This window comes from Cytophagales bacterium, from assembly GCA_033344775.1.
Classification (GTDB): domain Bacteria; phylum Bacteroidota; class Bacteroidia; order Cytophagales; family Cyclobacteriaceae; genus JAWPMT01.
Genome location: JAWPMT010000005.1, coordinates 2,365,078 through 2,387,007 on the forward strand (window position 1 = coordinate 2,365,078; position 21,930 = coordinate 2,387,007).

General features: G+C 42.2%; 19 protein-coding genes. 14 read left to right on the forward strand and 5 right to left on the reverse strand.

The window, feature by feature from the left end:
• The first annotated feature begins 40 nt into the window (after positions 1 to 40).
• The 7 genes from guaB (at position 41) to R8G66_27615 (ending at position 7,557) form a co-directional block, all read left to right on the forward strand.
• Complete coding sequence (gene guaB / locus R8G66_27585; protein ID MDW3196165.1) at positions 41 to 1,513, forward strand: IMP dehydrogenase; 1,473 nt, start codon at positions 41 to 43, stop codon at positions 1,511 to 1,513.
• Between the two features lie 124 nt (positions 1,514 to 1,637).
• Positions 1,638 to 3,683, forward strand: a complete 2,046-nt coding sequence (locus tag R8G66_27590) for a GAF domain-containing SpoIIE family protein phosphatase (GenBank protein ID MDW3196166.1) — start codon at positions 1,638 to 1,640, stop codon at positions 3,681 to 3,683.
• Positions 3,683 to 4,024 carry an STAS domain-containing protein gene (locus R8G66_27595; GenBank protein MDW3196167.1) on the forward strand — a complete coding sequence of 114 codons (342 nt, stop codon included), beginning with the start codon at positions 3,683 to 3,685 and terminating at the stop codon, positions 4,022 to 4,024. The genes R8G66_27590 and R8G66_27595 overlap by 1 nt, the downstream gene beginning before the upstream one ends.
• Positions 4,014 to 4,424 carry an ATP-binding protein gene (locus R8G66_27600; protein MDW3196168.1) on the forward strand — a complete coding sequence of 137 codons (411 nt, stop codon included), beginning with the start codon at positions 4,014 to 4,016 and terminating at the stop codon, positions 4,422 to 4,424. The genes R8G66_27595 and R8G66_27600 overlap by 11 nt, the downstream gene beginning before the upstream one ends.
• A 4-nt stretch (positions 4,425 to 4,428) precedes the next feature.
• Positions 4,429 to 5,289 carry a peptidyl-prolyl cis-trans isomerase gene (locus R8G66_27605; protein MDW3196169.1) on the forward strand — a complete coding sequence of 287 codons (861 nt, stop codon included), beginning with the start codon at positions 4,429 to 4,431 and terminating at the stop codon, positions 5,287 to 5,289.
• 22 nt (positions 5,290 to 5,311) lie between these two features.
• Positions 5,312 to 6,592: a peptidylprolyl isomerase gene (locus R8G66_27610; GenBank protein MDW3196170.1), complete on the forward strand. Its 1,281-nt coding sequence runs from the start codon at positions 5,312 to 5,314 to the stop codon at positions 6,590 to 6,592.
• Between the two features lie 8 nt (positions 6,593 to 6,600).
• Positions 6,601 to 7,557, forward strand: a complete 957-nt coding sequence (locus tag R8G66_27615) for an AAA family ATPase (GenBank protein MDW3196171.1) — start codon at positions 6,601 to 6,603, stop codon at positions 7,555 to 7,557.
• Between the two features lie 170 nt (positions 7,558 to 7,727).
• Here the strand turns inward: R8G66_27615 and pheS are convergent, their stop codons facing one another.
• The 3 genes from pheS to R8G66_27630 form a co-directional block, all read right to left on the reverse strand.
• Positions 7,728 to 8,744 (reverse strand): phenylalanine--tRNA ligase subunit alpha, encoded by a 1,017-nt coding sequence (gene pheS, locus R8G66_27620; GenBank protein MDW3196172.1) that lies wholly within the window; start codon positions 8,742 to 8,744, stop codon positions 7,728 to 7,730.
• 89 nt (positions 8,745 to 8,833) lie between these two features.
• Positions 8,834 to 9,919 carry an MraY family glycosyltransferase gene (locus tag R8G66_27625; protein ID MDW3196173.1) on the reverse strand — a complete coding sequence of 362 codons (1,086 nt, stop codon included), beginning with the start codon at positions 9,917 to 9,919 and terminating at the stop codon, positions 8,834 to 8,836.
• 118 nt (positions 9,920 to 10,037) lie between these two features.
• Positions 10,038 to 11,360 (reverse strand): undecaprenyl-phosphate glucose phosphotransferase, encoded by a 1,323-nt coding sequence (locus R8G66_27630; GenBank protein ID MDW3196174.1) that lies wholly within the window; start codon positions 11,358 to 11,360, stop codon positions 10,038 to 10,040.
• A 183-nt stretch (positions 11,361 to 11,543) separates the two neighbouring features.
• On the opposite strand from R8G66_27630, the gene R8G66_27635 reads away from it, so the two are divergent.
• The 6 genes from R8G66_27635 (at position 11,544) to R8G66_27660 (ending at position 18,781) form a co-directional block, all read left to right on the forward strand.
• Positions 11,544 to 12,200, forward strand: coding sequence for a hypothetical protein (locus R8G66_27635; GenBank protein MDW3196175.1), 657 nt, complete (start codon positions 11,544 to 11,546; stop codon positions 12,198 to 12,200).
• Positions 12,201 to 12,219: 19 nt separating this feature from the next.
• Positions 12,220 to 13,893 (forward strand): capsule assembly Wzi family protein, encoded by a 1,674-nt coding sequence (locus R8G66_27640; GenBank protein MDW3196176.1) that lies wholly within the window; start codon positions 12,220 to 12,222, stop codon positions 13,891 to 13,893.
• A gap of 171 nt (positions 13,894 to 14,064) precedes the next feature.
• The gene (locus R8G66_27645) at positions 14,065 to 14,730 is read left to right on the forward strand and encodes a hypothetical protein (GenBank protein MDW3196177.1); all 666 of its coding nucleotides are present in this window, start codon (positions 14,065 to 14,067) and stop codon (positions 14,728 to 14,730) included.
• A gap of 5 nt (positions 14,731 to 14,735) precedes the next feature.
• Positions 14,736 to 16,427, forward strand: coding sequence for a capsule assembly Wzi family protein (locus R8G66_27650; protein MDW3196178.1), 1,692 nt, complete (start codon positions 14,736 to 14,738; stop codon positions 16,425 to 16,427).
• Between the two features lie 10 nt (positions 16,428 to 16,437).
• The gene (locus R8G66_27655) at positions 16,438 to 17,901 is read left to right on the forward strand and encodes a flippase (protein ID MDW3196179.1); all 1,464 of its coding nucleotides are present in this window, start codon (positions 16,438 to 16,440) and stop codon (positions 17,899 to 17,901) included.
• Positions 17,894 to 18,781 (forward strand): glycosyltransferase family 2 protein, encoded by an 888-nt coding sequence (locus R8G66_27660; protein ID MDW3196180.1) that lies wholly within the window; start codon positions 17,894 to 17,896, stop codon positions 18,779 to 18,781. Before R8G66_27655 ends, R8G66_27660 begins: the two co-directional genes overlap by 8 nt.
• Here the strand turns inward: R8G66_27660 and R8G66_27665 are convergent.
• The gene (locus tag R8G66_27665) at positions 18,769 to 19,884 is read right to left on the reverse strand and encodes a DUF1972 domain-containing protein (GenBank protein ID MDW3196181.1); all 1,116 of its coding nucleotides are present in this window, start codon (positions 19,882 to 19,884) and stop codon (positions 18,769 to 18,771) included. The two genes, R8G66_27660 and R8G66_27665, sit on opposite strands and share 13 nt — an antisense overlap.
• Positions 19,885 to 19,958: 74 nt before the next feature.
• Here R8G66_27665 and R8G66_27670 point away from each other — a divergent pair, with 74 nt between their 5' ends.
• Entirely contained in the window at positions 19,959 to 20,735 is a 777-nt protein-coding gene (locus tag R8G66_27670; protein ID MDW3196182.1) for a 2OG-Fe(II) oxygenase, read from the forward strand.
• Between the two features lie 24 nt (positions 20,736 to 20,759).
• Here the strand turns inward: R8G66_27670 and R8G66_27675 are convergent, their stop codons facing one another.
• A complete protein-coding gene (locus R8G66_27675; GenBank protein ID MDW3196183.1) occupies positions 20,760 to 21,896 on the reverse strand; it encodes a glycosyltransferase family 4 protein in 1,137 nt (378 codons plus the stop codon).
• Between the last annotated feature and the right edge of the window lie 34 nt (positions 21,897 to 21,930).

The following is a 21,930-nucleotide window of genomic DNA, read 5'->3' on the forward strand; positions in this document are numbered from 1 at the left end:
CGTAATTTTGCCCGGCAAATAATAAGAGCGATTATTTGCCATGACATCCCCCGATTCCAAATTTCAACAAGAAGCCCTCACTTACGATGACGTGCTTCTCATCCCAGGATACTCAGAAGTTCTGCCCCGAGATACGGAAACAGACACCTACATCACCAGAAACATTAAGTTGAACATTCCGCTGGTTTCCGCGGCAATGGACACGGTGACCGAAGCAAGTCTGGCGATCTCCATGGCCCTTGAAGGGGGTATAGGTATCATTCACAAAAACATGACCATCGCTGATCAGGCAGCACAGGTACGTAAAGTGAAGCGATCACAAAGCGGAATGATCCTCGATCCCATCACCTTACCGGTAAACAGCACCGTGCGTGATGCGGAAATGATCATGAGTGAGAACAAAATCGGGGGTATTCCCGTCGTGGACTCCAACAGGAAACTCATTGGGATCGTCACTAATCGGGACCTCCGGTTTGAAAAGCAGTTGGGAAGAGCTGTCAGTGAGATCATGACCAAGGATAACATTGTCACGGGAACCAATGAAATTGGTTTGGCCGAGGCTGAAGAGATCCTTCAGGAACACAAGATCGAAAAACTCCCCATCGTTGATGCAACGGGAACATTGACGGGACTGATCACTTATAAGGATATTCTCAAAAACAAAGACCGACCCAACGCCTGTAAAGATGAATATGGTCGTTTGCGTGTAGGTGCTGCGGTAGGGGTAACGCCTGATATCTCAGACCGGATCGCAGCGTTGATCAAAGCGGGCGTGGATCTGGTAAGCATCGATACCGCACACGGACACTCGAAAGGAGTGATCGAAACCGCGAAAAGAATCAAGCAAGAATTTCCAGACATAGATCTCATCGTAGGTAATGTGGCCACAGGAGCAGCGGCCAAAGCCCTGGTAGATGCCGGAGCAGATGCCATCAAAGTAGGTGTTGGCCCAGGTAGCATCTGTACTACCAGGATCATCGCGGGTGTTGGTGTTCCTCAGCTTACCGCAGTATACGAATCTGCAAGAGCCATTGCTGGATCAGGAGTCCCTGTAATCGCAGATGGAGGTATCCGATTTTCTGGCGATGTGGTAAAAGCCATCGCCGGAGGAGCCAATACGGTCATGATCGGTTCACTATTGGCTGGAACTGAAGAAGCGCCAGGAGAAGTGATCCTTTACGAAGGACGTAAGTTCAAGTCTTACCGGGGAATGGGCTCAGTAGAAGCCATGGAAGAAGGCTCGAAAGATCGTTACTTCCAGGATGCCGAGGATGACATTAAAAAGTTGGTCCCCGAAGGTATTGTGGGCCGAGTCCCTTATAAAGGACTGGTCGGTGAGGTACTTTATCAATTGGTCGGAGGCCTAAAGGCAGGTATGGGATACTGTGGAGCGGGCAGTATTGCCGACCTACAGAAAGCATCATTCTCTAAGATCACCAATGCCGGATCGGTGGAAAGTCATCCGCACGATATCCATATCACCCGGGAAGCGCCGAATTACAGTAGAAAGTAATTTATATGGATCCCCTTTTGATGAAAATGAGAGGGGATTCTACTTTGGCTTTGTTAAAAAAGTCTAAAGCTTAGGCACTACACCTCATTATCGGCGGGAAAGCGTAAATTTGCCGTCGTTTAAGATGTCTCAGAAGCTCAAAATAAGGATTACTTTTTTCGTTGGACTTGTCTCCTGGCTCCTGTTCACCTTCTTTGATATCTATGCCATTCTACTGCAACGCTATAAGATGCAGGAAGATCTGGCCACTTCTTTGCCCCAGGCATTTCTGACCTTATTCATTCTGGCAACTCTCTTCTATTACCGATATAAGGTCACTAAAGCTGAAAGTGTCAACTTCATCGATCTGCTCTGGAAAGTATTCGTCACAGGGCTGGTCACCACCTTGATCTCGCTAACGATACAGGGATTTTTTATTCTTTTCAAAGGCAGCAGCATTGCCAGCAATGCGATCACCATCAACTTTTTCTACCACGTCTATAGTGGTGCCGTAATTATCTATCTGATTTCGACTTTTGTCGTCTGGAAAAGATTGATCCTCTATCAGAAGTCGAAAAACTTAATTCAACTCTGGAATTTCTTTGAATATGGCCTGTATGGAGCCCTTATCTTTGACTTTTTCGGATACGGCTTCTCTACCACCAACTTCACAGTTGCACTCGTATTTTTAACTGGGTTCTCGGTCATTCTGTCCCTGAACCTCAAGTGGATCGCTTATCTGAATTTCAAACAGAAGTGGAAGAGCATCCTTTTCATCTTGTTGTCCGGCATTTATTTGTATCATTTTCGGGACAACCTGCTGTATTTCTCTGAACTGAAGGTGCTGGTCATAGACCTGATGGATCGGGTGTTTATCGTGGCCATTCTGATCTTTATTTTCCTGTATGCACTGATCGCAGTACTGGTTACTTTGTTCAACCTGCCCACCTCCTCCGTATTTGAGCGCAAGTTGAAAGAAGCGGTGGACTTCCAGAAACTGAGTCAATCCATTCCCGCCGGACAAAGTGAATTACAGACTTACGAAATTCTATTGGACAGCTCCATGAGTGCCGTTTTTGCAGATGCTGCATGGCTGGAAGTAAATAACGGAGATTCACAATTTTACCTGCGGAATGTCAACAAGGAGCAGGTTGCGGAACTGAAGAGCCAAATCAAATCAGAGTCAGTCGAAAAAATCGTCAATTTCCGTTCGGAAGACATCAATCTGGGCCACCAAAAGATCATAGGGGGCATCAAAGGCTATCAATACCGCTCAATTCTGGCTTTACCTATTTTCTTGCAAAATGAACAGGCCGGCTGTCTGGTCCTGTTACAGGAAGTATCCGATGCCTTCAATCGTGAGATGGTGGAGATCATCCGAACTTTCGTAAGCCAGGCAAGTATTTCTCTGGAAAATGCCTTGCTGATCAAGGATGCCATTGAAAATGAGCGTTACAAGGAGCAACTGAACATTGCGAAGAATGTCCAGAAAAGTCTCCTGCCACAGAAATTGGACATCAACCCACAATTAGAGGTTGCTACTTACTCCATGGCGGCCGATGAAGTGGGGGGTGACTATTATGACCTGGTGAAATTCAGTGAGACCAGATTTGGGCTGATCATCGGCGATGTTTCCGGAAAAGGTACTTCTGCAGCCTTTAACATGGCCCAGGTAAAAGGGATCTTTCACAGCCTGGCCCAATTTAACCTACCACCTGATGAATTGATCCGAAAGGCAAACCTCGCGGTTGGCAAGTGCCTGGAAAGATCTTCTTTCATCACCGCCAGTTATTTCGTCATAGAAAGTGATACGCGCAAGGTTCAATATGTACGAGCAGGGCATTGTCCTACGTTATTGTACTGCAACGAGGACAAAAGTGCCAGGTTTCTTTCCTCAAAAGGGATGGGAATGGGAATCCTAAGAAACTCTGAGTACGATAAATACGTTCATTCAAATGATCTTACCCTACAGTCTGGAGACATATTGGTGCTTCATACTGACGGTATCACCGAAGCGACAAACAGGGATGGAGAACAATTTGGTGAAGAGAGATTGCAACAATCTCTGATGCAACACGTTGGGAAAAATCCAGCCGAAATCAAAGAAGGAATTATTACTGATCTGTACAGTTTCTCAGAAGAGAAGAGACTGGACGATGATTATACATTAGTCATAGTGAAGTTTGAATAATGGTTGAAATAATAGAAAACGAAGAAGGAGATATTTTTGAATTAGAGGTCATTGGCGAAGTGGATGCCAGTTCTTCTATCAATCTGGACAATGCATTGGTGAAGGCCATGGAGTCTGATAAAAGTATCCTGATCAATCTGCAGCAACTGCAGTACATCTCTTCGGCGGGTTTGGGGGTTTTCATCTCTTATCTGGAGGAGCTGAAAACGAAGCAAACCAAATTAGTGTTTTACGGGCTTACAGAAACGGTGAGTCAGGTTTTTGAGATCCTGGGATTGCATGAACTGTTTGAAATTTGTGATTCGAAAGAGTCAGCAACGGCAAAGTTGAATGAAGCATAGGATAATTATCCCTTGTGAAAAAGAAAAACTAGAATCTGTGCGGGTTTTTGTACAGGGTCATCTGGATACGTATGGCCTGTCGGAAATCGAATCGCACAAGATCGTGCTGGCTATCGACGAGGTTTGTGCCAATATGATCATCCATTCCAATAATTGTGACCCGAACGAATCGCTGGAACTGGAAATGGTGTTTAAGAAGAATCAGAACATCATTTTTGTGATCCGCGACAAAGGGGAGAGCTTCGACATCAATGCTTATAAAGAACCATCCATGCAGGAAATCATCTCCTCTAAAAGGAAGGGTGGGCTCGGGCTCATGTTAGTGAAAAGAATTATGGATAAAATTGAATTCACTACCGAAAACAATTACAATATTTGCAGGCTTACCAAAAAGCTCTAGTTCGTTGAAAGTCCCGATTACTGCCATTCTTATCGCTTTATTAGCAACCAGTTGCGAATATTTTCAGCAAAAGGTTGAAACGGAGAAGGTCATAATCGCCCAGGCCAATGATGCGATCTTGTATCTCGATGACCTCAATGGCATTACACCAATTGGACTGGGTGAGGAAGACAGCACCAAGCTGGTAGAAACATACGTACAGAATTGGGTCAAGAAGCAAGTATTGATTTCCAGGGCGATTCAGGAAACGCAATTTGATCAGGAAGAAATTGACCGCAAAGTGCTCGATTATCGGTACTCACTGATCATTCACGAATTTGAAAAAAATTATGTCCAGTCCAATCTGAATCCGGACATCACAGACAGTGAGATAGAGGCGTACTATCAGGAAAAATCAGATAATTTTTTACTGAAACAGAACATCCTGAGGTGCCTGTTCGCCAAAGTCCCGAAAGGTTCTCCAGGTATCGAAAATTTCAGGAGAAATATCCGTGGATATCCCAATGCCAGCCTGGACGATATCAAAAGCTATTGTTTCCAATATGCCAACAGTGCATTTACGGATGAGGACATTTGGATCAATTTTAACGAGGTAGCTACCGCTAGTCCCTTAAAAGAAGTTAAAAATCAAGTTCAGTTTTTGCAATCCAGTACTTATAATGAAACTTCGGACGATGAATTCATTTATTTTCTGAGAATTCTTGAATATAAGATCTCAGATGAGATGTCTCCGTTAGAATTTATTAGGGATGATATTGAGAGTATTCTCGTCAATAAACGAAAAATCGAACTGAAAAGGGAATTGGAAGAAGCCATTTATGAAGAAGCTAAAAAGAATGAGTCCTTTAAAATATATTCTCGCTAGTTGTCTACTACTGGGTGCCTTCATGAGTTCGGCACAAGATGAAGGTGTGGTGATCGACAAGATCATTGCCAAAGTGGATAACTACATCATTCTGAAATCGGAACTTGAAAAATCATACCTCGACTACCTCTCCCGCGGAGAGTTCAATCAGGGTAATGCCCGTTGTAAATTGCTGGAAAACCTGGTGGTGAACAAAATGATGGTTGCAAAGGCGGAGATTGACTCAGTAATCGTGGAGGATGTAGAAGTTCAGGACAACCTAAGTCGTAGATTAGACTACATGGTTTCGCAAATCGGTAGTATCGAGGAAATAGAAAATTTCTATGGCAAATCCATTACTCAGATCGAGGCGGAGCTTTTTGAGAGTGTGAAAGAACAACTGGTGATCCAGAAAATGCAAGGAGAGCTAACTTCCAGCATGAAAGTGTCTCCTGCTGAGGTACGGAAGTTCTTTAAGAATATTCCCAGAGATTCACTGCCTTATTTCTCGACGGAAGTGACCGTAGGTCAGATTGTCAAAAAACCAGAAGCCGGACCTAAGCAGCAAGAAAAAGTACGCAACACCTTAATAGAGATCAAAGGCCAGTTGCTCAAAGGAGGATCATTTGCCGAGCTTGCCCGATTATACTCGGAGGATCCCGGATCTGCGGCAAACGGTGGTGAACTTCCCTTCTACAAACGAGGCGATCTGGCTCCTGAGTATGAAGCTACAGCCATGACCCTTCAAAAAGGAGAAGTTTCCCTTCCTGTAAAAACACAATTTGGCTATCACCTGATAGAACTACAGGAAAAACGCGGTAACACCTTCAAATCACGACATATCTTAATGATCCCTAAACCTTCTGGCGAAGACATGCTCGATGCAGAGCGATTCCTGGACAGTTTGCGTACTGTGATCGTAGCTGACAGTATTGCATTCGATGAAGCGGCTAAGGAGTACTCCGATGATCAGCTCACCTCTTCCAGTGGTGGATATTTCCTGGCGGATGATGGCGCAACTAAAGTATCGGTGGAACAGCTGGATCCCAATATTTTCTTCACAATAGACACCATGGCGCTTGGAAGCATCACCAAGCCTTTAAAGTTTCAGGAGCGTGACGGCACTTATTCTTACCGTATCCTTTATTATAAAGAGAAAGTCCGGCCGCACCAGGCCAACCTCCAGGACGATTACCAAAAGATCGCAACAGCAGCGCTCAATGAAAAACGAGCCCGTAAACTGGCAAAATGGTTTGATGAAGCACGAGGAGATGTTTTCATCAGCATCGATCAGGAATACGATTACTGCGACCTTGTAAATTAAGATTTCACATGAGTAAAGATGTAGAAGCAGCGGATGGGCTGTACAAGGCTTTCAATGACTTAAAGGCCGAAATTTCTAAAGTGATCATCGGACAGGAAGAAGTGGTTCAAAGCCTCGTCACCTGTATCTTTTGTAACGGACATGGTCTCTTAGTAGGCGTCCCCGGACTTGCAAAGACTTTATTGGTACACACACTTGCAGATTCCCTTTCACTCAATTTTAGCAGGATCCAGTTCACTCCGGACTTAATGCCATCTGATATCCTGGGAGCAGAAACCCTCGATAAGGAAAGGAATTTCAAGTTTGTGAAAGGACCAATTTTCGCTAACATTATTCTTGCAGATGAGATCAACAGAACGCCTCCTAAAACCCAGTCTGCCTTGCTGGAAGCCATGCAGGAGCGCTCTGTAACAGTCGCTGGACAGCAATACAAACTGGATCAACCCTTTTTCGTGCTGGCCACACAAAATCCAATCGAGCAGGAAGGAACCTATCCGCTACCTGAAGCACAGCTGGACCGATTCATGATGATGATCAAGCTGGACTATCCTGATTATGCTTCAGAGTTAGAAATTGTGAAGCAAACTACCTCTAATGACACCAAAGAAGTTTCTTCGGTAATCTCCGCAGAAGAAATCCTTAAGCATCAAGAGCTTATCAGAAAGGTTCCTGTGGCGGATAATGTCTTTGAATATGCAGTATCATTGACGCATAAGACACGTCCAGGCTCAGAATTGGCACCCGATATTACTAAAAACTTCCTTGAATGGGGGGCTGGACCCAGGGCAAGTCAATTCCTGATCCTAGGTGCGAAATGTAACGCCATCCTTAGCGGAAAGTATTCTCCTGACATTGAAGACATCAAGGCGGTAGCGAAGCAAATCTTGCGACACAGAATTGTAAGAAACTTCAAAGCAGAAGCAGAAGGCCTAACTGAAGAAAACATCATCGAAGAGCTGTTGTAAGTTTACTTTGCTCTAACCATGAAAGTGAGTTACTTCGACACGCCTGTCTGCCGACAAGACAAGCTCAGTATGACCCACTTTCATTGACACTGAGGCGCTTATGTTCACACTCAGGCCCTCGAATTTACGCTGAGACTCTGGAGTATACGCTGAGGCGCTCGAAGCGTAGCTTAATGGAACTGACGTAAGAACCTCACGTCATTCTCCGAGAAGAGGCGGATATCATCGATCTGATACTTGAGCATGGTGATCCTTTCGATACCCATACCAAAGGCAAATCCACTGTAAACATCCGGGTCAATACCACAGCTTTCTAAGACATTCGGATCAACCATTCCAGAGCCACCGATCTCTACCCAACCAGTGTGTTTGCAGATTTTACAACCTGTTCCTTTACATATGAAACAACTGATATCGATCTCCGCACTAGGTTCCGTAAAGGGGAAATAAGAAGGTCGGAATCGAATTTGGGTATCCTTACCGAATAATTCTCTGGAGAAATGGTAAAGCGTTTGTTTCAAATCTTTGAAACTCACTTTCTTATCGACGTAGAGTCCTTCCACCTGATGGAAGAAGCAATGAGCTCTTGCTGAGATGGCCTCATTTCGATACACCCGACCCGGCATGATCGCCCTTATCGGAGGCTTTTGATTTTCCATCATTCGGATCTGCACGTTTGACGTATGCGTCCTCAACAGCGTATCAGGATTTCTCTCAATGAAATAGGTATCCTGCATTTCACGCGCCGGGTGATTTTCCGGGAAATTTAGCGCCGTAAAGTTGTGCCAATCGTCCTCAATCTCAGGACCATCAGCGACATTGAATCCTTGTCGTTCGAAAATTTGAATGATGCGGTTTTTCACCAGGTTCAACGGGTGAAGGCTACCTGTTTGAAAAGGTGGCGGCGGTAAAAACACATCTACCTGGCCTTCCGTATCTGCATCCGATTGTGCATTTACGCCATTGACCAACTCCTGGAATTTATCCTTCGCCAGGTTCTTAAGTTCGTTCAATGCCTCACCAAATTGTTTTTTCTGATCTCCAGGCACAGATTTGAATTCACCGAAAAGTTCTGACAAAGCCCCTCTTCGACTGATAAACTTCAAACGGAACTTTTCTAATTCCTCTTGATTTTTAGCCGCAGCTTCAACTAGCTCTTTCTTAAGTGCCTCTACTTTTTCAAACATGCCGCAAAAATAGTTGGGATTCTAAACTTGTGGATACTTAAGGCGAAACGAAAGGTGAAAACCCTTCATATCTTTTTCCGAGCATTCAATTAGGCAGACTTACTGATCGTGAATTGCTCCCCGCTTAGTTGTCTTTCTTTTCTCTTCAGGCGTTTAGCAATGACATAATCAAGGACACTTCCGAGAACAGTCACAGTCGCCAATTGTAGAATGATCAAAATATTGTTACCCAGGGGCTGCAGCAACCATGACATGGCAGACATGAAGATGCTGAATATCAATAAAATAGTAGTCGCCTGACCATGATTCAACCCAAAATTCAATAAAATATGATGTACATGATTTCTGTCCGGTTGAAAGGGTGACTTTCCTTGCAAGATACGTTTGAAAAAGACTCTGAGCGTATCGTAGATAGGCAAAATAAACAGACCGATAGCCATCGCGACAGAAGCATCAAATCTGGCCCATGTCGCCACTTCATTAACCTGAATAAACTTGATCAATGTAGTGGATAAGGTAAAGCCCAGTACCATTGAACCCGTATCCCCCATGAATATTTTGGAGGGATACCAGTTAAAATACATGAATGCCAAAATTGCACTCGCCATGGAAATGGACAACAATGAGAAAGCGTTGATCCCATTATAATTGAACCATACTCCTAAAAAAGTAAATACCATGATCGCAGTTCCTCCAGCCAGGCCATCAATGCCATCGATCAGATTAAAAGCATTGGTCAAAATAACAATAAGCAGTGCAGAGATTAGCTTACCAATGATGGGCGAAATGGTTTGAATGCCTAAAAACCCGTAAAAGCTAGAAATGTAGATACCCAAAAAATGGACTACCAGAAAGGCCGCTAAACACTGAACAACCAGCTTCTGCCTGGCATTCAATGAAGATATGTCGTCTCTGATTCCGAGAATGAATGTGATGATAATTCCTGCCAGCAGAAATTTAATATCAGCCAAATCACTGAATGGCATCACGATCAACAAAGACAACAATGCTGAAAATACGAAAGGTATTCCTCCAAGTGAAGGGGTACTTACTTTATGGATCTTTCTCCTATCGGGGATATCCAGTAAATCGATGGAATTGAGCACATTTATTACGACAGGAAGCGTAATAAAGGTCAAAGTAAATGAAATACAAGCGGCGACTAAAAAATCCATTAGTTAGGACGAGTGACTATGGATTTTCAAAAATATTGATTATTCTAGATGAAATATAATTTTATCGATGAAAATAAGATAATAATGGATTTTTGGGTTGAGCAATCGATTACGACCACTAATAGGCATTCTCACTTCCCTTGATGAAACCGAAAATAGTGAGGAAAATGATCTTCAGATCTAACAACAATGACCAATTCTTAACATAGAATCGATCCAACCGAACCCGACTGTTCATGGCATTGAAGTCCGTTTCACCTCGATATCCTTTTGCTTGTGCCAAACCTGTAATACCAGGCTTAACTGCATGGCGCTGCCAGAATTTCTCAATCGAAGGCTGATATTCTTCATTCAATTTAATGGGATGAGGACGAGGGCCGACAACTGACATGTCTCCGAGAAAGACGTTGATGAACTGAGGTAATTCATCGATGCTTGTTTTGCGGAGGAAACGCCCTATTTTAGTAATTCTGCTATCATTTTTTGTAGCTTGTTTATGATCAGCCTCGGTATTTAAGATCATGGTCCTGAACTTAAGGCAATCGAAAGTTCGGTTATTCTTACCATGTCTTCGCTGCCTGAAAAAGATTGGGCCTGAGCTTTCTAATCGTATCAGCAGTGCAATAACCGGAAATAACCAGCTACAAATCAAGAGTAAGGTAATGCCAGAAAAAACGATATCAAAAGCTCGTTTAATAAACTGATTCATCGAATTGTCCAGGGGAATGGCATTAACATTCAATACAGGGATGATGCCATAACGCTGGAGGGTAAGATTGTCCAGTTCCATTTTGCTGAACTGCGAAATGATCTTAACCTTCACCAGATTACTGTCAGCTACATTGACGAGGTGTTGCAATTTTTGCTGGCTAAGCACATTTAGATTGCAGAACAGAATATCAAGCGGATTTTCCTGAATGTATCTTTCCACTTCATCTACGGTCCCGACATGTTTAGGTGTGGACTTTGGATCCTCATCAAAGATGCCAACCAAGTTATAGCCTAAACCTGGATTAGATTTGATGAAACGAATCATTCGTTCTGCCAGCCCTTCGTAGCCCACCATTGCCACATGACGAACGTTATAACCTCTTTTCCTATAGAATCGGATCAGATAAAACCATACGATCCTCCAAATAACCGCGGAAGAAGAAAAGAAGAAAAATGTAAGGAAGATCAACTGTCTCGAGTAAGCAGGGTTGACTACAAACCATAGGGTAAGTACTACTGAAACATTGATGACTAAGGAGGTCAGAATTTTGTTCACCTGATCGGCCAGTCGATGATCGCGATTCAGGTTATGTAAATTACTTGAATAGAAAATAAGGATCCAGATCAAATTCAGGGCTACCTGCAACTGAACGTGCTCCTCCGAACCATACAGATGCATACCAAACTTGATGAAGCTTGCCAGGGTATAGCTCAGATTTAATGTAAGCAAATCTGCTATGATAAAAATGAGCGGAAAATATCTGGAGTATCTACGGCGGATCATTCTGGCTTTTCAGCTGATTTCCAAAATAAAGTCATTTGAGATTTACAACCTTTCACAAAATTCTAGTTTCTTCTATAGAAACGCGATCTTTGCAAATAGTTGTAAGAAAATACAAAAAAGGTGAAGTTTTTGAGAAAAATTGTAGCGTTACTATTGACTATTTTATTGATTAATGGATGCAGGGAAGAGGTGGTTTCAGATATTATTGTGTACGGAAATGATTTTGAATCGGAAAACTCCAATGGCATTTCAAATTACCTCAGAGAAGAATTTAATGGATCAAATGTCCTAGGAAGTTTTCATGCCAGTGGTTTTGACCTTTCTTTAAATACCCTACCTGAACACACTTTTTTATTGGTAAAATTTGACCTGCTCATTCACGATGCATGGGACGGAAATAAAGTTGGCGTAGATGGTCCGGATTTTTGGACCTTGCAATTAAAAGATGATCTGAGGGAGACAAAAGTAACAGACTATGAATTTCGGACAACTTTTTCCACCAGTCCCTGCGGAACGGTACATTGCGTTTTTCAATCTTATCCCAATCAATACCCCTTTTCGAATTTACCGGATTTCCAACGTGATGGATCAACAAATGGCAGGTGTTTCGAAGTTAGAAATCCCGAATCCACTTCAATTTATAAAATCGAAAGGTACATACCCCATGAAAGTGCAACCGCTTTTCTTTCCATTTTTGATGAAGGGAAACAAGACAATATAGATACTCCTAGTTGTGATGAAAGCTGGTCCATCGATAACCTTTTGATCAGAGCCATTAATCGATAAGAAATTACTAATATTTAGTATGTACCAAACCTTATTCAATAAGTCCAAACTTCTACTTATCCTTATAGGCATTGTATGTAATGTATTGCCTACTGTGGCCCAAACACTTTCTCTTGGCTATCCTGCAGTACAAGACATACTTCGTCGGGAACAACTAACAGGGTCATTCAATCCTAATATCTCTTTCACAAACTTCCCTTTGGAAATCAGTTCACTGACAGGGACTTCTTTTGCAGACTCTTTGAAAAAACTTACTTACACGCCAATAAGTGTCGCTGGTTTTGATGTAAGTGTCCTAAGTCCATACACCAAACTTGAATTCCAATCGCATCATCCATATCCTTATAACAATGGCATTATTCTACCGGCGAAGGGATTTAGTAATGTGACGTCAATAGGTGTCGCTGTAAGGCACAAATTTCTTTCCATACAGTTAAGGCCAGAATTTTATTCAGCTCAAAACAAAGCATATGATGGCTTCCCAGAGTCTCATTTTGATGTGATCTGGGGCAGAAGATATCAGTTTTGGAACAGGATCGACAAACCCGAACAACACGGAATCGGAAACCGACAAATATTTGATTGGGGACAATCTCATGCAATGATCACTTTTGATTCCTACGTCGGAATTGGAATTTCTAACGAGAACCTTTGGTGGGGTCCAGGAAAACGCAATACGCTGTTGATGTCCAACAATGCTCGAGGGTTTCAACATCTGGTATTGAAGACCTTACAACCAATCAAAACACCTATCGGACATTTTGAGACCACAATCGTAAGTGGTTTTCTCGAACAATCAGGATTTGCACCTCCGGATACTACAAGGAGTACATTGAGAAATAGTCCATTTTACGTTCCGAAAAGAAGGGGAAAAAGGTACTTGAATGCCATCACTATATCATACCAGCCAAAATGGATCAAAGGACTCACACTTGGCGGCACAAGGAGCTTTCAGATGTATTACGAATTTGCGAAAGAAACCAAATCATATTTTCCGATTCTTTTCAATTTGTTCCGGAAGAATGACGATGATAGGAATGAAAGACAAATCGATCAATATCTTTCATTCAACGGCCGTTGGTATTGGCAAGATGCTTTAGCAGAAATCTACTTCGAATTTGGAAGAAATGATGCGTCATTCAATTTCCGTGATTTCCTTATTTCACCTCAACATTCGCGTGCTTACGTGATTGGATTTTCAAAAATTTTCGAACTGAAGAAAAACGCCATTGAAGTAAATTATGAACATACTGAGTTATCCCAAACCCTTAATTACATCATTCGAAATGCCGGCAGTTGGTATCTTCATGCCAACGTCAAACAGGGGTATACCAATAGAGGAGAAGTATTAGGCGCATCGATAGGACCTGGAAGTGACATGGACCACATCTCTATCTCTTATATCAAAGGTTTCAATAAAGTAGGCATACTCTTCGAACGTCTGGCTAATCAACAAGATTTCTATTATTCAGCCTGGGATGATATCAATGATTTTCGCCGTTTTTGGATCGACTACTCATTTGGTGTAAATGGTTATTGGCAATTTGATAACATCCTCATCGATGGTACTTTCATCTTTACAAGATCATTGAATTATCAGTGGGAAATAGAAGAATTGAACATCGGAATTTTTGACGATGGTCGAGATGTTTCTAACCTCTCTTTTAATCTGAGCATTGGATATTTATTTTAAGATAGGTTCAGAAAATGGTTTATTTCTTAAATAGCAGTCCTTTTGAGGAACCCAAGCGCGTTTCTCAACATATTGTATGAAAATTGGAGAAATTAATTTTTATCGATAAGACCTTCAATAATCTTAAATGTCCTTCACTAAGTTGATTACTAGGACAATTAATTTTACCAAGTGAAACGTACATCTGCCTACATACCCATATTTGCTCTATTCATTTTGCTCTTCTCATGCAATGATGAAAATAATTATGATATTGTTATTTATGAGCACCAATTTGACAATGAAAATCCCAATAGGATCGAAAACTACGTGACTCATGATTTTAATGGATCAGGAGCACTAGGTCCCTTTAATAATGATGGATTCGAACTTGAGTTCAACAATCTTGAAGATCACAAATTTATTGTAGTTCAATTTGACCTTTATATTCACGATGCCTGGGATGGGGAAAGCGTCGGTATTGATGGTCCTGACTTCTGGTTTTTGGAACTTACTGAAGAAAAAGGAAAAGCCAATTTGGGCGACTTTATTTTCCAAACCACTTTTTCAACAAGTCCTTGTCTACCTAATTTCTGTCGACCCCAATCTTACCCCAATAGTTATCCATTTTCAGTTGATCCCGACACTGGAGTTGATGATCATTCGAATGGAAGATGTTTCAAAAGCGATGCAGAAGATGGAACTTCCATATACCATATTGAAAAATACATCTCACATAGAGCTAGAAATGCACACTTGTCAGTATATGACAGCCTCGTCCAACTCAATGTCGACCCTCCAAGCTGTGATGAAAGCTGGTCTATTGACAATTTATTAATCCGACTAATTAATTTCTGATTTTCATGATGCTCCAGAAGCAGAACATTTTTCGTAGAATATTATTCATCAAAAGGGTAATAGTTACTCTTGGAATAATTTCAATATGTTTCGATGATGCACTTTCTCAAATATTGCCTGTAGGATACCCAGCCGTAAATGACATACTCAGAAGAAAACAAGTCATGGGGGAATATACCGAAAAGACTTCCTTCACAAATTTTCCAATAGAATATCCGGCCCTTAAGAGTTCAATGGCCGATACTTCCTATAAAATGGTTTACACACCTTTGAAGGTAGCTGGGGTTTCATTCAACCTCCAGAGTCCAACTACATGGTTCGAATTCCACTCCAATCATCCATATCCTTTGAGCAATGGGATCATTTTACCGGCAAAAGGCCTAAGCAATGTAACTTCTTTGGGTCTATCTATACGTCATCGTTTTTTCTCTATTCAACTAAGGCCGGAAATTTATCAGGCGCAAAACTTAACATATGATGGATTTCCTGACACTCACTTCCCTGTGATATGGAGAAGGAGATACAGATTCTGGAATTTGATTGACAATCCTGAACAACACGGAGTAGGTGAAAAAAAGGAAATTACTACAGGCCAGTCTCATGCCATGTTTACTTATAACGATTTTGTGGGTGCTGGTATTTCAAGCGAAAATCTGTGGTGGGGCCCCGGTAAGAGAAACTCATTGTTAATGACGAACAATGCCAGAGGATTTAGCCACCTATTTTTGAAAACATTAAAGCCCATCAAGACTCCAATCGGACACTTTGAAGCGAATGCAGTAGTTGGTTTGTTGAATAACTCAGGATACACCCCACCGGACACTGCTCGTACTTTCCTGATTGATATTCCATTATATGTGGCCAAAGAAGACGATAAAAGGTATTTCAACGCAATAACCTTTTCTTATCAACCAAAATGGATCAAAGGCCTTACTATAGGCGCATCAAGATCATTCCAGTTGTACTACAGCTTTGCAAAAGAGACTAAATCTTACTTCCCGGTGTTATTTAATCTTTTTCGGAAAAACGATGATGGAAGAGAAGAACAAAACTTTGACCAACTTATCTCAGGATATGCAAGATGGTTTTGGACCGAGGGGAAGACCGAAATCTACTTCGAATTTGGTAGGAATGATGCCGCTTTTAATTTAAGAGATGTATTGAATCACCCGCAGCATTCCCGGGCTTACATTTTCGGAATTTCAAAAATATTCCCAATTAAAGATGATTTCCTTGAGATCAATTATGAACATACAGAGTTGTCTCAAACAGCTGGCTACCTTGTTAGAGACGCTCGCAGTTGGTACTTACATAAAAATATCCGTCATGGATATACGAATCGAGGAGAAGTAATAGGTGCCCCAATCGGGCCAGGAAGCGATATGGATCACATGACAATTTCCTACATCCGAGGTAACAACAAAGTAGGAGTTGTCTTTGAGAGATTGAGCCATCAACTGGACTTTTATCACGCAGCTTGGGATGATATAGATGATTTTAGAAGATTTTGGAACGATTATACCTTCGGAATTCAGGGGTACTGGCAATTCAATAATTTGATCTTAGACGGCAATATTTTATTGATAAGGTCTTTAAACTATCAATGGGAAATTGAAGAACTGAATATTGGAAGATTTGCGGATGGCCGAGAAGAAACGAATCTTTCTTTTACAATCAAAGCCGCATATCTATTTTGATTGACTCCATATGAGTCGAACAGGGATGCTCAAAAATTCAGTAAAAATCAATTATTTCTATGATGTCATTTATAAGCTTTCAAATGTTTTATTTCCTTTAGTCACTTTTCCCTATATCTCACGGATTCTCGCTCCGGAAGGAGTAGGAACCGTTCAGTTTGGAATATCACTGGCCCAATCATTTGCAGTGATCTCAGCCCTTGGGATTCCCGTATATGGGATCAAGGAAGTGGCGAAATGTCAGCATGACAAACAGAAGCTTTCACTTCTGTTCACTGAGCTCATATCTCTTCATGCGGTCATGGTGGTGCTGTTATCTATCATCTACCTGGCAGCAACATTCTACTTTCCTGACCTATATGCCATCAAAGAAGTGCTGCTTATCTGTAGCCTTATTGTTTTTTCCAGCCTCTTCAACATCGACTGGTTTTATAGTGGGCTGGAAAAGTTCAAGTTCATCGCTTTGCGATCCTTGTCTGTTAAAGTAGTCAGCATCGCACTTATATTCCTACTGGTCAAAACCAGAGAAGACATAGCGATGTATGCCTGGATTCTTACGTTTGGCTTTGTTGGCAATTACTTGCTAAATCTGGTTGGGCTTGAAAAAAAGGTAAGGCTGATCACAGAATTAAAAATACTGAATGTCAAAAAGCACCTCCAACACCTTTTCTTCATCTTCGGTACCATACTCATCGCCAGTCTTTATTCTTATAGCGATAGTGCGATCCTGGGATTGCTCTCCACCAAATATGAAGTAGGCATTTACGTCGTGGCGGTCAAGCTGTCGAAGATCAGCATTCCCATCATCATTGCCATGAGCACCGTTATGATCCCACAAGTCTCCGTACTCATTGAGCAAAAGAAATCCGATGAACTCAATCAGGCATTTCGAGATGGTTTCGGATTCGTGATTTTAATGGCCATTCCCATCTGCTTCGGGCTGTTTGCCTTACGTGAAGAGTTTATCTTAATCTTTTCCGGAGAAGAATTTTTATCGTCGGTGGAAGTGCTCGCCTACCTGACCCCATTGCCTCTGTTTATTGGATTCGGTTACTTTTTTGCCTTTCTGGTTTTGATCCCGCTCGACCGCAATCCACAAGTTTTCATTGCAGCCATTATTGGTCTCGTATCATTCCTAGCCATTAACCTGCTCCTTACCCCAAATTATGGGGCGAAAGGGACGGCCATTGCTACCTTCATCACTGAAGGCCTGGTAACCGTGATCTATGTCGCTTTCACACCAAATTATATTGTAAAGAAACTCCCGTGGAAAAGGGTGGCTTATTCGTCTTTGATCTGTTTTACGTTTTTTCCCATTGTACAGGGCCTTCGATTGATCAACGATCACTTGTTTTTCGTTACGCTAACAGCTGTCCCTATCTGTGCACTGGTCTATTTTTCTTGCCAACTTTTCATCTTCAAAGATGGCAGCATTAGAAAACTACTCCAATCGAAACGAACCAATCATGAGTGAGATTACAGTAGTTATGGCGACGTACAACGGAGAACAGTACCTCAAGGAGCAAATTCAAAGTATCCTGGACCAATCCATGCCTCCGGTAAGCATTTTAATCTTTGATGATGGATCAAACGATGAATCGGAGCAGATTGCCGACTCCTTTGATAGTGATTTGATCCATTTTCATGTCAATGAAAAAAATAAAGGGGTGACCAAAAATTTTATTGATGGCATACTTGCCACCAAAACACCCTACATAGCATTGGCCGATCAGGACGATATCTGGGAACCTCAAAAGCTGGAGAAAACCTATCATGAACTGATCAATATCCAGAAAGCAGATAAGCCTGCAGTCGTTTTTTCGGACTTATGTGTCATTGACCAAAACAATCAAACCGTATCTTCTTCGTTTTGGGCAGAGATTGGCATCGGCAATTATGAATTTTGCCTGGACACTTTGTTGTTCGGCAACTTTATGACAGGCTGCACGCTGCTCATGAACCACCAAATCAAGTCCTATCTTGAGAGAATCCAGCATGATACGGATATCCATGATGCATGGATCGCATTGATTGCCTATACCTTCGGAAATGCAAGTGGTTTAAGAGAACCATTGGTTAGGTACCGTCAACATCAAAGCAATCTTACCTTTTCGACAGGCACCGAAAAACGCGACTTCAAATTCAAACTATTGAAACACCTGGAATATCTACAACATCCTGAACGCTATTTACATGAGCGAACTACGTTGATAGCAGCATTTTTAGATTCTTTTAAAGCTGACATCCCAGAGAGCCTACATGGGAAATTCCAATCATTTTTGAAGCTAAAGAACCGAGGATACCTTACTCAAAAGCTCGCCATGCGCAAAACATTTGCACCTTATTGGCGTTGACCGGTCAATTCCTCAAAGACCTTCAGGTAAGCGGCTGCCACGTTATCCCATTGATATTTAGGAGTGACACCCGCTTTTGAGTCCTTTTTTAGTTCTTTCATTTTGTCCTCATTGTTCTCGGCAAAATCAACGATCTGTTGTACAGATTGGCCGGACTTCTCAAAATACAATCCGAATTTGCCTTCCTGCAGCATTTCCTGATTGAATCGAGTGTTCAGTGCCAGAATCGCGCTACCATAGGCCAGGGCTTTGATCATGGTGGGATTGGTGCCTCCGTATTCATGCCCATGAAAGTAGCCGTAGGCCTGGTGATAGAGTTCCGCCAATTCATTTGGATCGGTCACATATCCTGTAAAAACCAGTCGATCATCCTGACTTGCCAGTGCTTTGATGCTGGTCGCGTACTCATCTTTGTAAGGCACATCACCAACTATCACCAATTTTCTTTTAGCCTGAGACTTCATGAATCCATCTACAATGATGTCCGCATTGTTGTCCGGAATGAGTCGACCAACAATCAGGTAATAGCCTGCAGGTTCCAAACCCCACTTTTGGATTAATGCAGCGTCTGTAGACTGTCGAATATTAGCACCATAAGCAATAACTGTGGAATCTTTCTTGAAAATCTCCAGGTAGATTTTACGCATTTCCTCAGAATCGTTGATCAGCCGATCGTACCATTTAGTAGCAAACCCTGATGCCCAGAAAAAGTACTTTGAACCAAGTCCTTTCCATTTGGGACGTTGCCACTCCAGCCCATCTAGATTGATCGCTGTTTTCTTCCTGAACAACCTGGCTAGCATACCAAAGGGGCCATTGGCAGGATTGACGGCCAATATCACATCCACATCCGATAAACAGCAATGCAGCATAGAAAGGAAGGAATGACTCAATTGGCTCAAGATCTTTTGCTCAATGGCGGGTACGTAAACAAGCTTTACCCCATTAACCGTTTTTGGTCTTGATTTGAACAAGGATCGATGACAATATACCCGCACTTCTACGCCCATGTGCACCAATCGCTCGGCGAGTTCCTTGACCAGCGTCTCATAGCCACTGTAGACATACGGATATCCACGCGAACCAATTATCGCAACCTTCATTGTTCAATTAATTGAATGTTCATGTTTTAGCCCCAAAAGCCTTTATTTTTGTGCCCGAAAATAGGGCATCTGAAATGATCAACTTCGACTTTCTAGAGCAAAATAAACTCGAACTTCGCGAAAAATATTTACTCGCCAAGCCTTTTCCGTATCTGGTGATCGATGATTTCTGTGACAGGGAATTATTGGAGAAAGCTTATGCCAGTATTCCCGAGTTGGAAAACAAAAGCCGCGACTATGTTTTTGCCAACAACAAGTTCGAGAAATCGAACTACAAAGAAATTGGCCCGGAGTTCCTCACCTTGCAGGAGGAACTACGTTCAGATCGCATGAATGATTTCCTGAGTTTTGTGACCAATGAAACCATTTTTGTAGATCCGAAAAACTTTGGCGGTGGCTTGCATCAAGGGAAGAAAAATAGCTTTCTGGACATGCACCTGGATTTCAATTACCACCCACTCAACAAAAAGTGGTACCGCAACCTCAATCTGCTGCTCTATCTCAACAAGGACTGGAAATCAGCATACGGTGGTCATTTGAAATTACGTGATTTGAGGTCTGAAGAGTGCGCCGAACTGGAAGTCCCGTTTAACCGCATGATCATCCAACAAACCAGAGGTTTTACCCTGCATGGATACGACATGACCAGTTTCCCGGAAGGCAACTACCGTACCTCAATTGCAACGTATGCTTACACGCAACATGCCATGAACATTGAAGCCCCTCGCACAACGGACTGGTTCCCTAAGGAGGATGCAAGCTCCACTAAGAAATTTATGGCGAAGCATTACAATACGGCGGTACAACTGAAAAATAAATTCTTGGGGAGTAGAACGGCGAAGAATCAGTAATTGGCAGATTTGAAATTGGATCTCTTATCCGATCAATTCTTCCACTAAACCCACTACTCCTTTATTGTAATTTTCTTCCGTAAAAAGGGTTTTAACGCGAGAACTACCTGCAGACCCAAATTGTTTTCTGAGTGCTTCCGAATCTATCAAATGCTGGATTTTTGATGCTGCTTGTTTCGCATCATCCCAAGGAATAAGGTAGCCCGTTTCTTCATCCAGGATCATCTCCCTTGCTCCACCATGATTGGTACCCACCACGGGCTTTTCGAGTACCATTGCCTCCAATAACGTCGTGGGAAATGGATCTGGTTGGATTGAAGGTAGGACGAAAATATCGATCTGATCAAAAAACTTTCGAGGGTCATCTACAAAACCAAGATCTACGACATGTTCATTGATGCCTAGTCGATCCTTCTGTTGCTTGATGTCGTCATATAAATACTCATACCCCGGAAATGCGTCTCCTGCCATATAGAATGTCAAATGCTTGTTCTTTTTGAGTAATTCCGCCGCAATATCCAGAAAGTAGTCTTGACCTTTCCAAAAGTGTACCCGACCGATCATGCCGATATGTAGGTTTTCCTTTTGCTCAGTCCTTTTGAGCTCAATTGAACTGTTCAAAGTGGCACCATCAACTCCATTGTAGATCACCTGAATATTTGCATTTGGCGCATACTTAGCCCAGTGATTGGCTACTTCCTTGGAAGCTACCATCACTGTATCGCTATATTTCGACAGTAAAAACGCGGTGAATTTTACTAAGAAAACGGGCTTTAGCGTAATCTCAAGAACGTGCCAAACATGAGGTTTACGAGTCAAAAACTGCACCAGCGCACATACGATAGCGCCACTGGATTGCGTAAAGAGTAGGTCTACTTCTTTCTGCTTTACCAATCTCGCCATCTTGATTCCCGCTTGCAACATGACAACAGCCCTGTTGATCACCCCTGGAATAGAAAAGTACTTTCTTCTCAAAATACCCAAGCGAATAAAATAAACTTCGATACCTGCTTCCTTCAAGACTGTAACCATCGGGCCATCACTAGATAAAACCACATACGGTTGATAACCCTGCTCCTTCAGGTGTAATGCCGTTTTTAAAAAAATTTTCCCCGATCCATACAGATCCGAGGAGCTATGCGTCATTAACAGCTTCTTCATTTACGTCAATTCATTCCCTTGATAACTCCCATAA

Bases quoted from the DNA above. Each gene is read 5' to 3' on its own strand.
- R8G66_27640 (MDW3196176.1), top strand. From the start codon at position 12,220: ATGTACCAAACCTTATTCAATAAGTCCAAACTTCTACTTATCCTTATA.
- R8G66_27625 (MDW3196173.1), bottom strand. From the start codon at position 9,919: ATGGATTTTTTAGTCGCCGCTTGTATTTCATTTACTTTGACCTTTATT.
- R8G66_27595 (MDW3196167.1), top strand. From the start codon at position 3,683: ATGGTTGAAATAATAGAAAACGAAGAAGGAGATATTTTTGAATTAGAG.
- R8G66_27660 (MDW3196180.1), top strand. From the start codon at position 17,894: ATGAGTGAGATTACAGTAGTTATGGCGACGTACAACGGAGAACAGTAC.
- pheS (MDW3196172.1), bottom strand. From the start codon at position 8,744: ATGTTTGAAAAAGTAGAGGCACTTAAGAAAGAGCTAGTTGAAGCTGCG.
- R8G66_27650 (MDW3196178.1), top strand. From the start codon at position 14,736: ATGATGCTCCAGAAGCAGAACATTTTTCGTAGAATATTATTCATCAAA.
- R8G66_27665 (MDW3196181.1), bottom strand. From the start codon at position 19,884: ATGAAGGTTGCGATAATTGGTTCGCGTGGATATCCGTATGTCTACAGT.
- R8G66_27670 (MDW3196182.1), top strand. From the start codon at position 19,959: ATGATCAACTTCGACTTTCTAGAGCAAAATAAACTCGAACTTCGCGAA.
- R8G66_27675 (MDW3196183.1), bottom strand. From the start codon at position 21,896: ATGAAGAAGCTGTTAATGACGCATAGCTCCTCGGATCTGTATGGATCG.
- R8G66_27600 (MDW3196168.1), top strand. From the start codon at position 4,014: ATGAAGCATAGGATAATTATCCCTTGTGAAAAAGAAAAACTAGAATCT.
- R8G66_27590 (MDW3196166.1), top strand. From the start codon at position 1,638: ATGTCTCAGAAGCTCAAAATAAGGATTACTTTTTTCGTTGGACTTGTC.
- R8G66_27615 (MDW3196171.1), top strand. From the start codon at position 6,601: ATGAGTAAAGATGTAGAAGCAGCGGATGGGCTGTACAAGGCTTTCAAT.
- guaB (MDW3196165.1), top strand. From the start codon at position 41: ATGACATCCCCCGATTCCAAATTTCAACAAGAAGCCCTCACTTACGAT.
- R8G66_27655 (MDW3196179.1), top strand. From the start codon at position 16,438: ATGAGTCGAACAGGGATGCTCAAAAATTCAGTAAAAATCAATTATTTC.
- R8G66_27610 (MDW3196170.1), top strand. From the start codon at position 5,312: ATGAGTTCGGCACAAGATGAAGGTGTGGTGATCGACAAGATCATTGCC.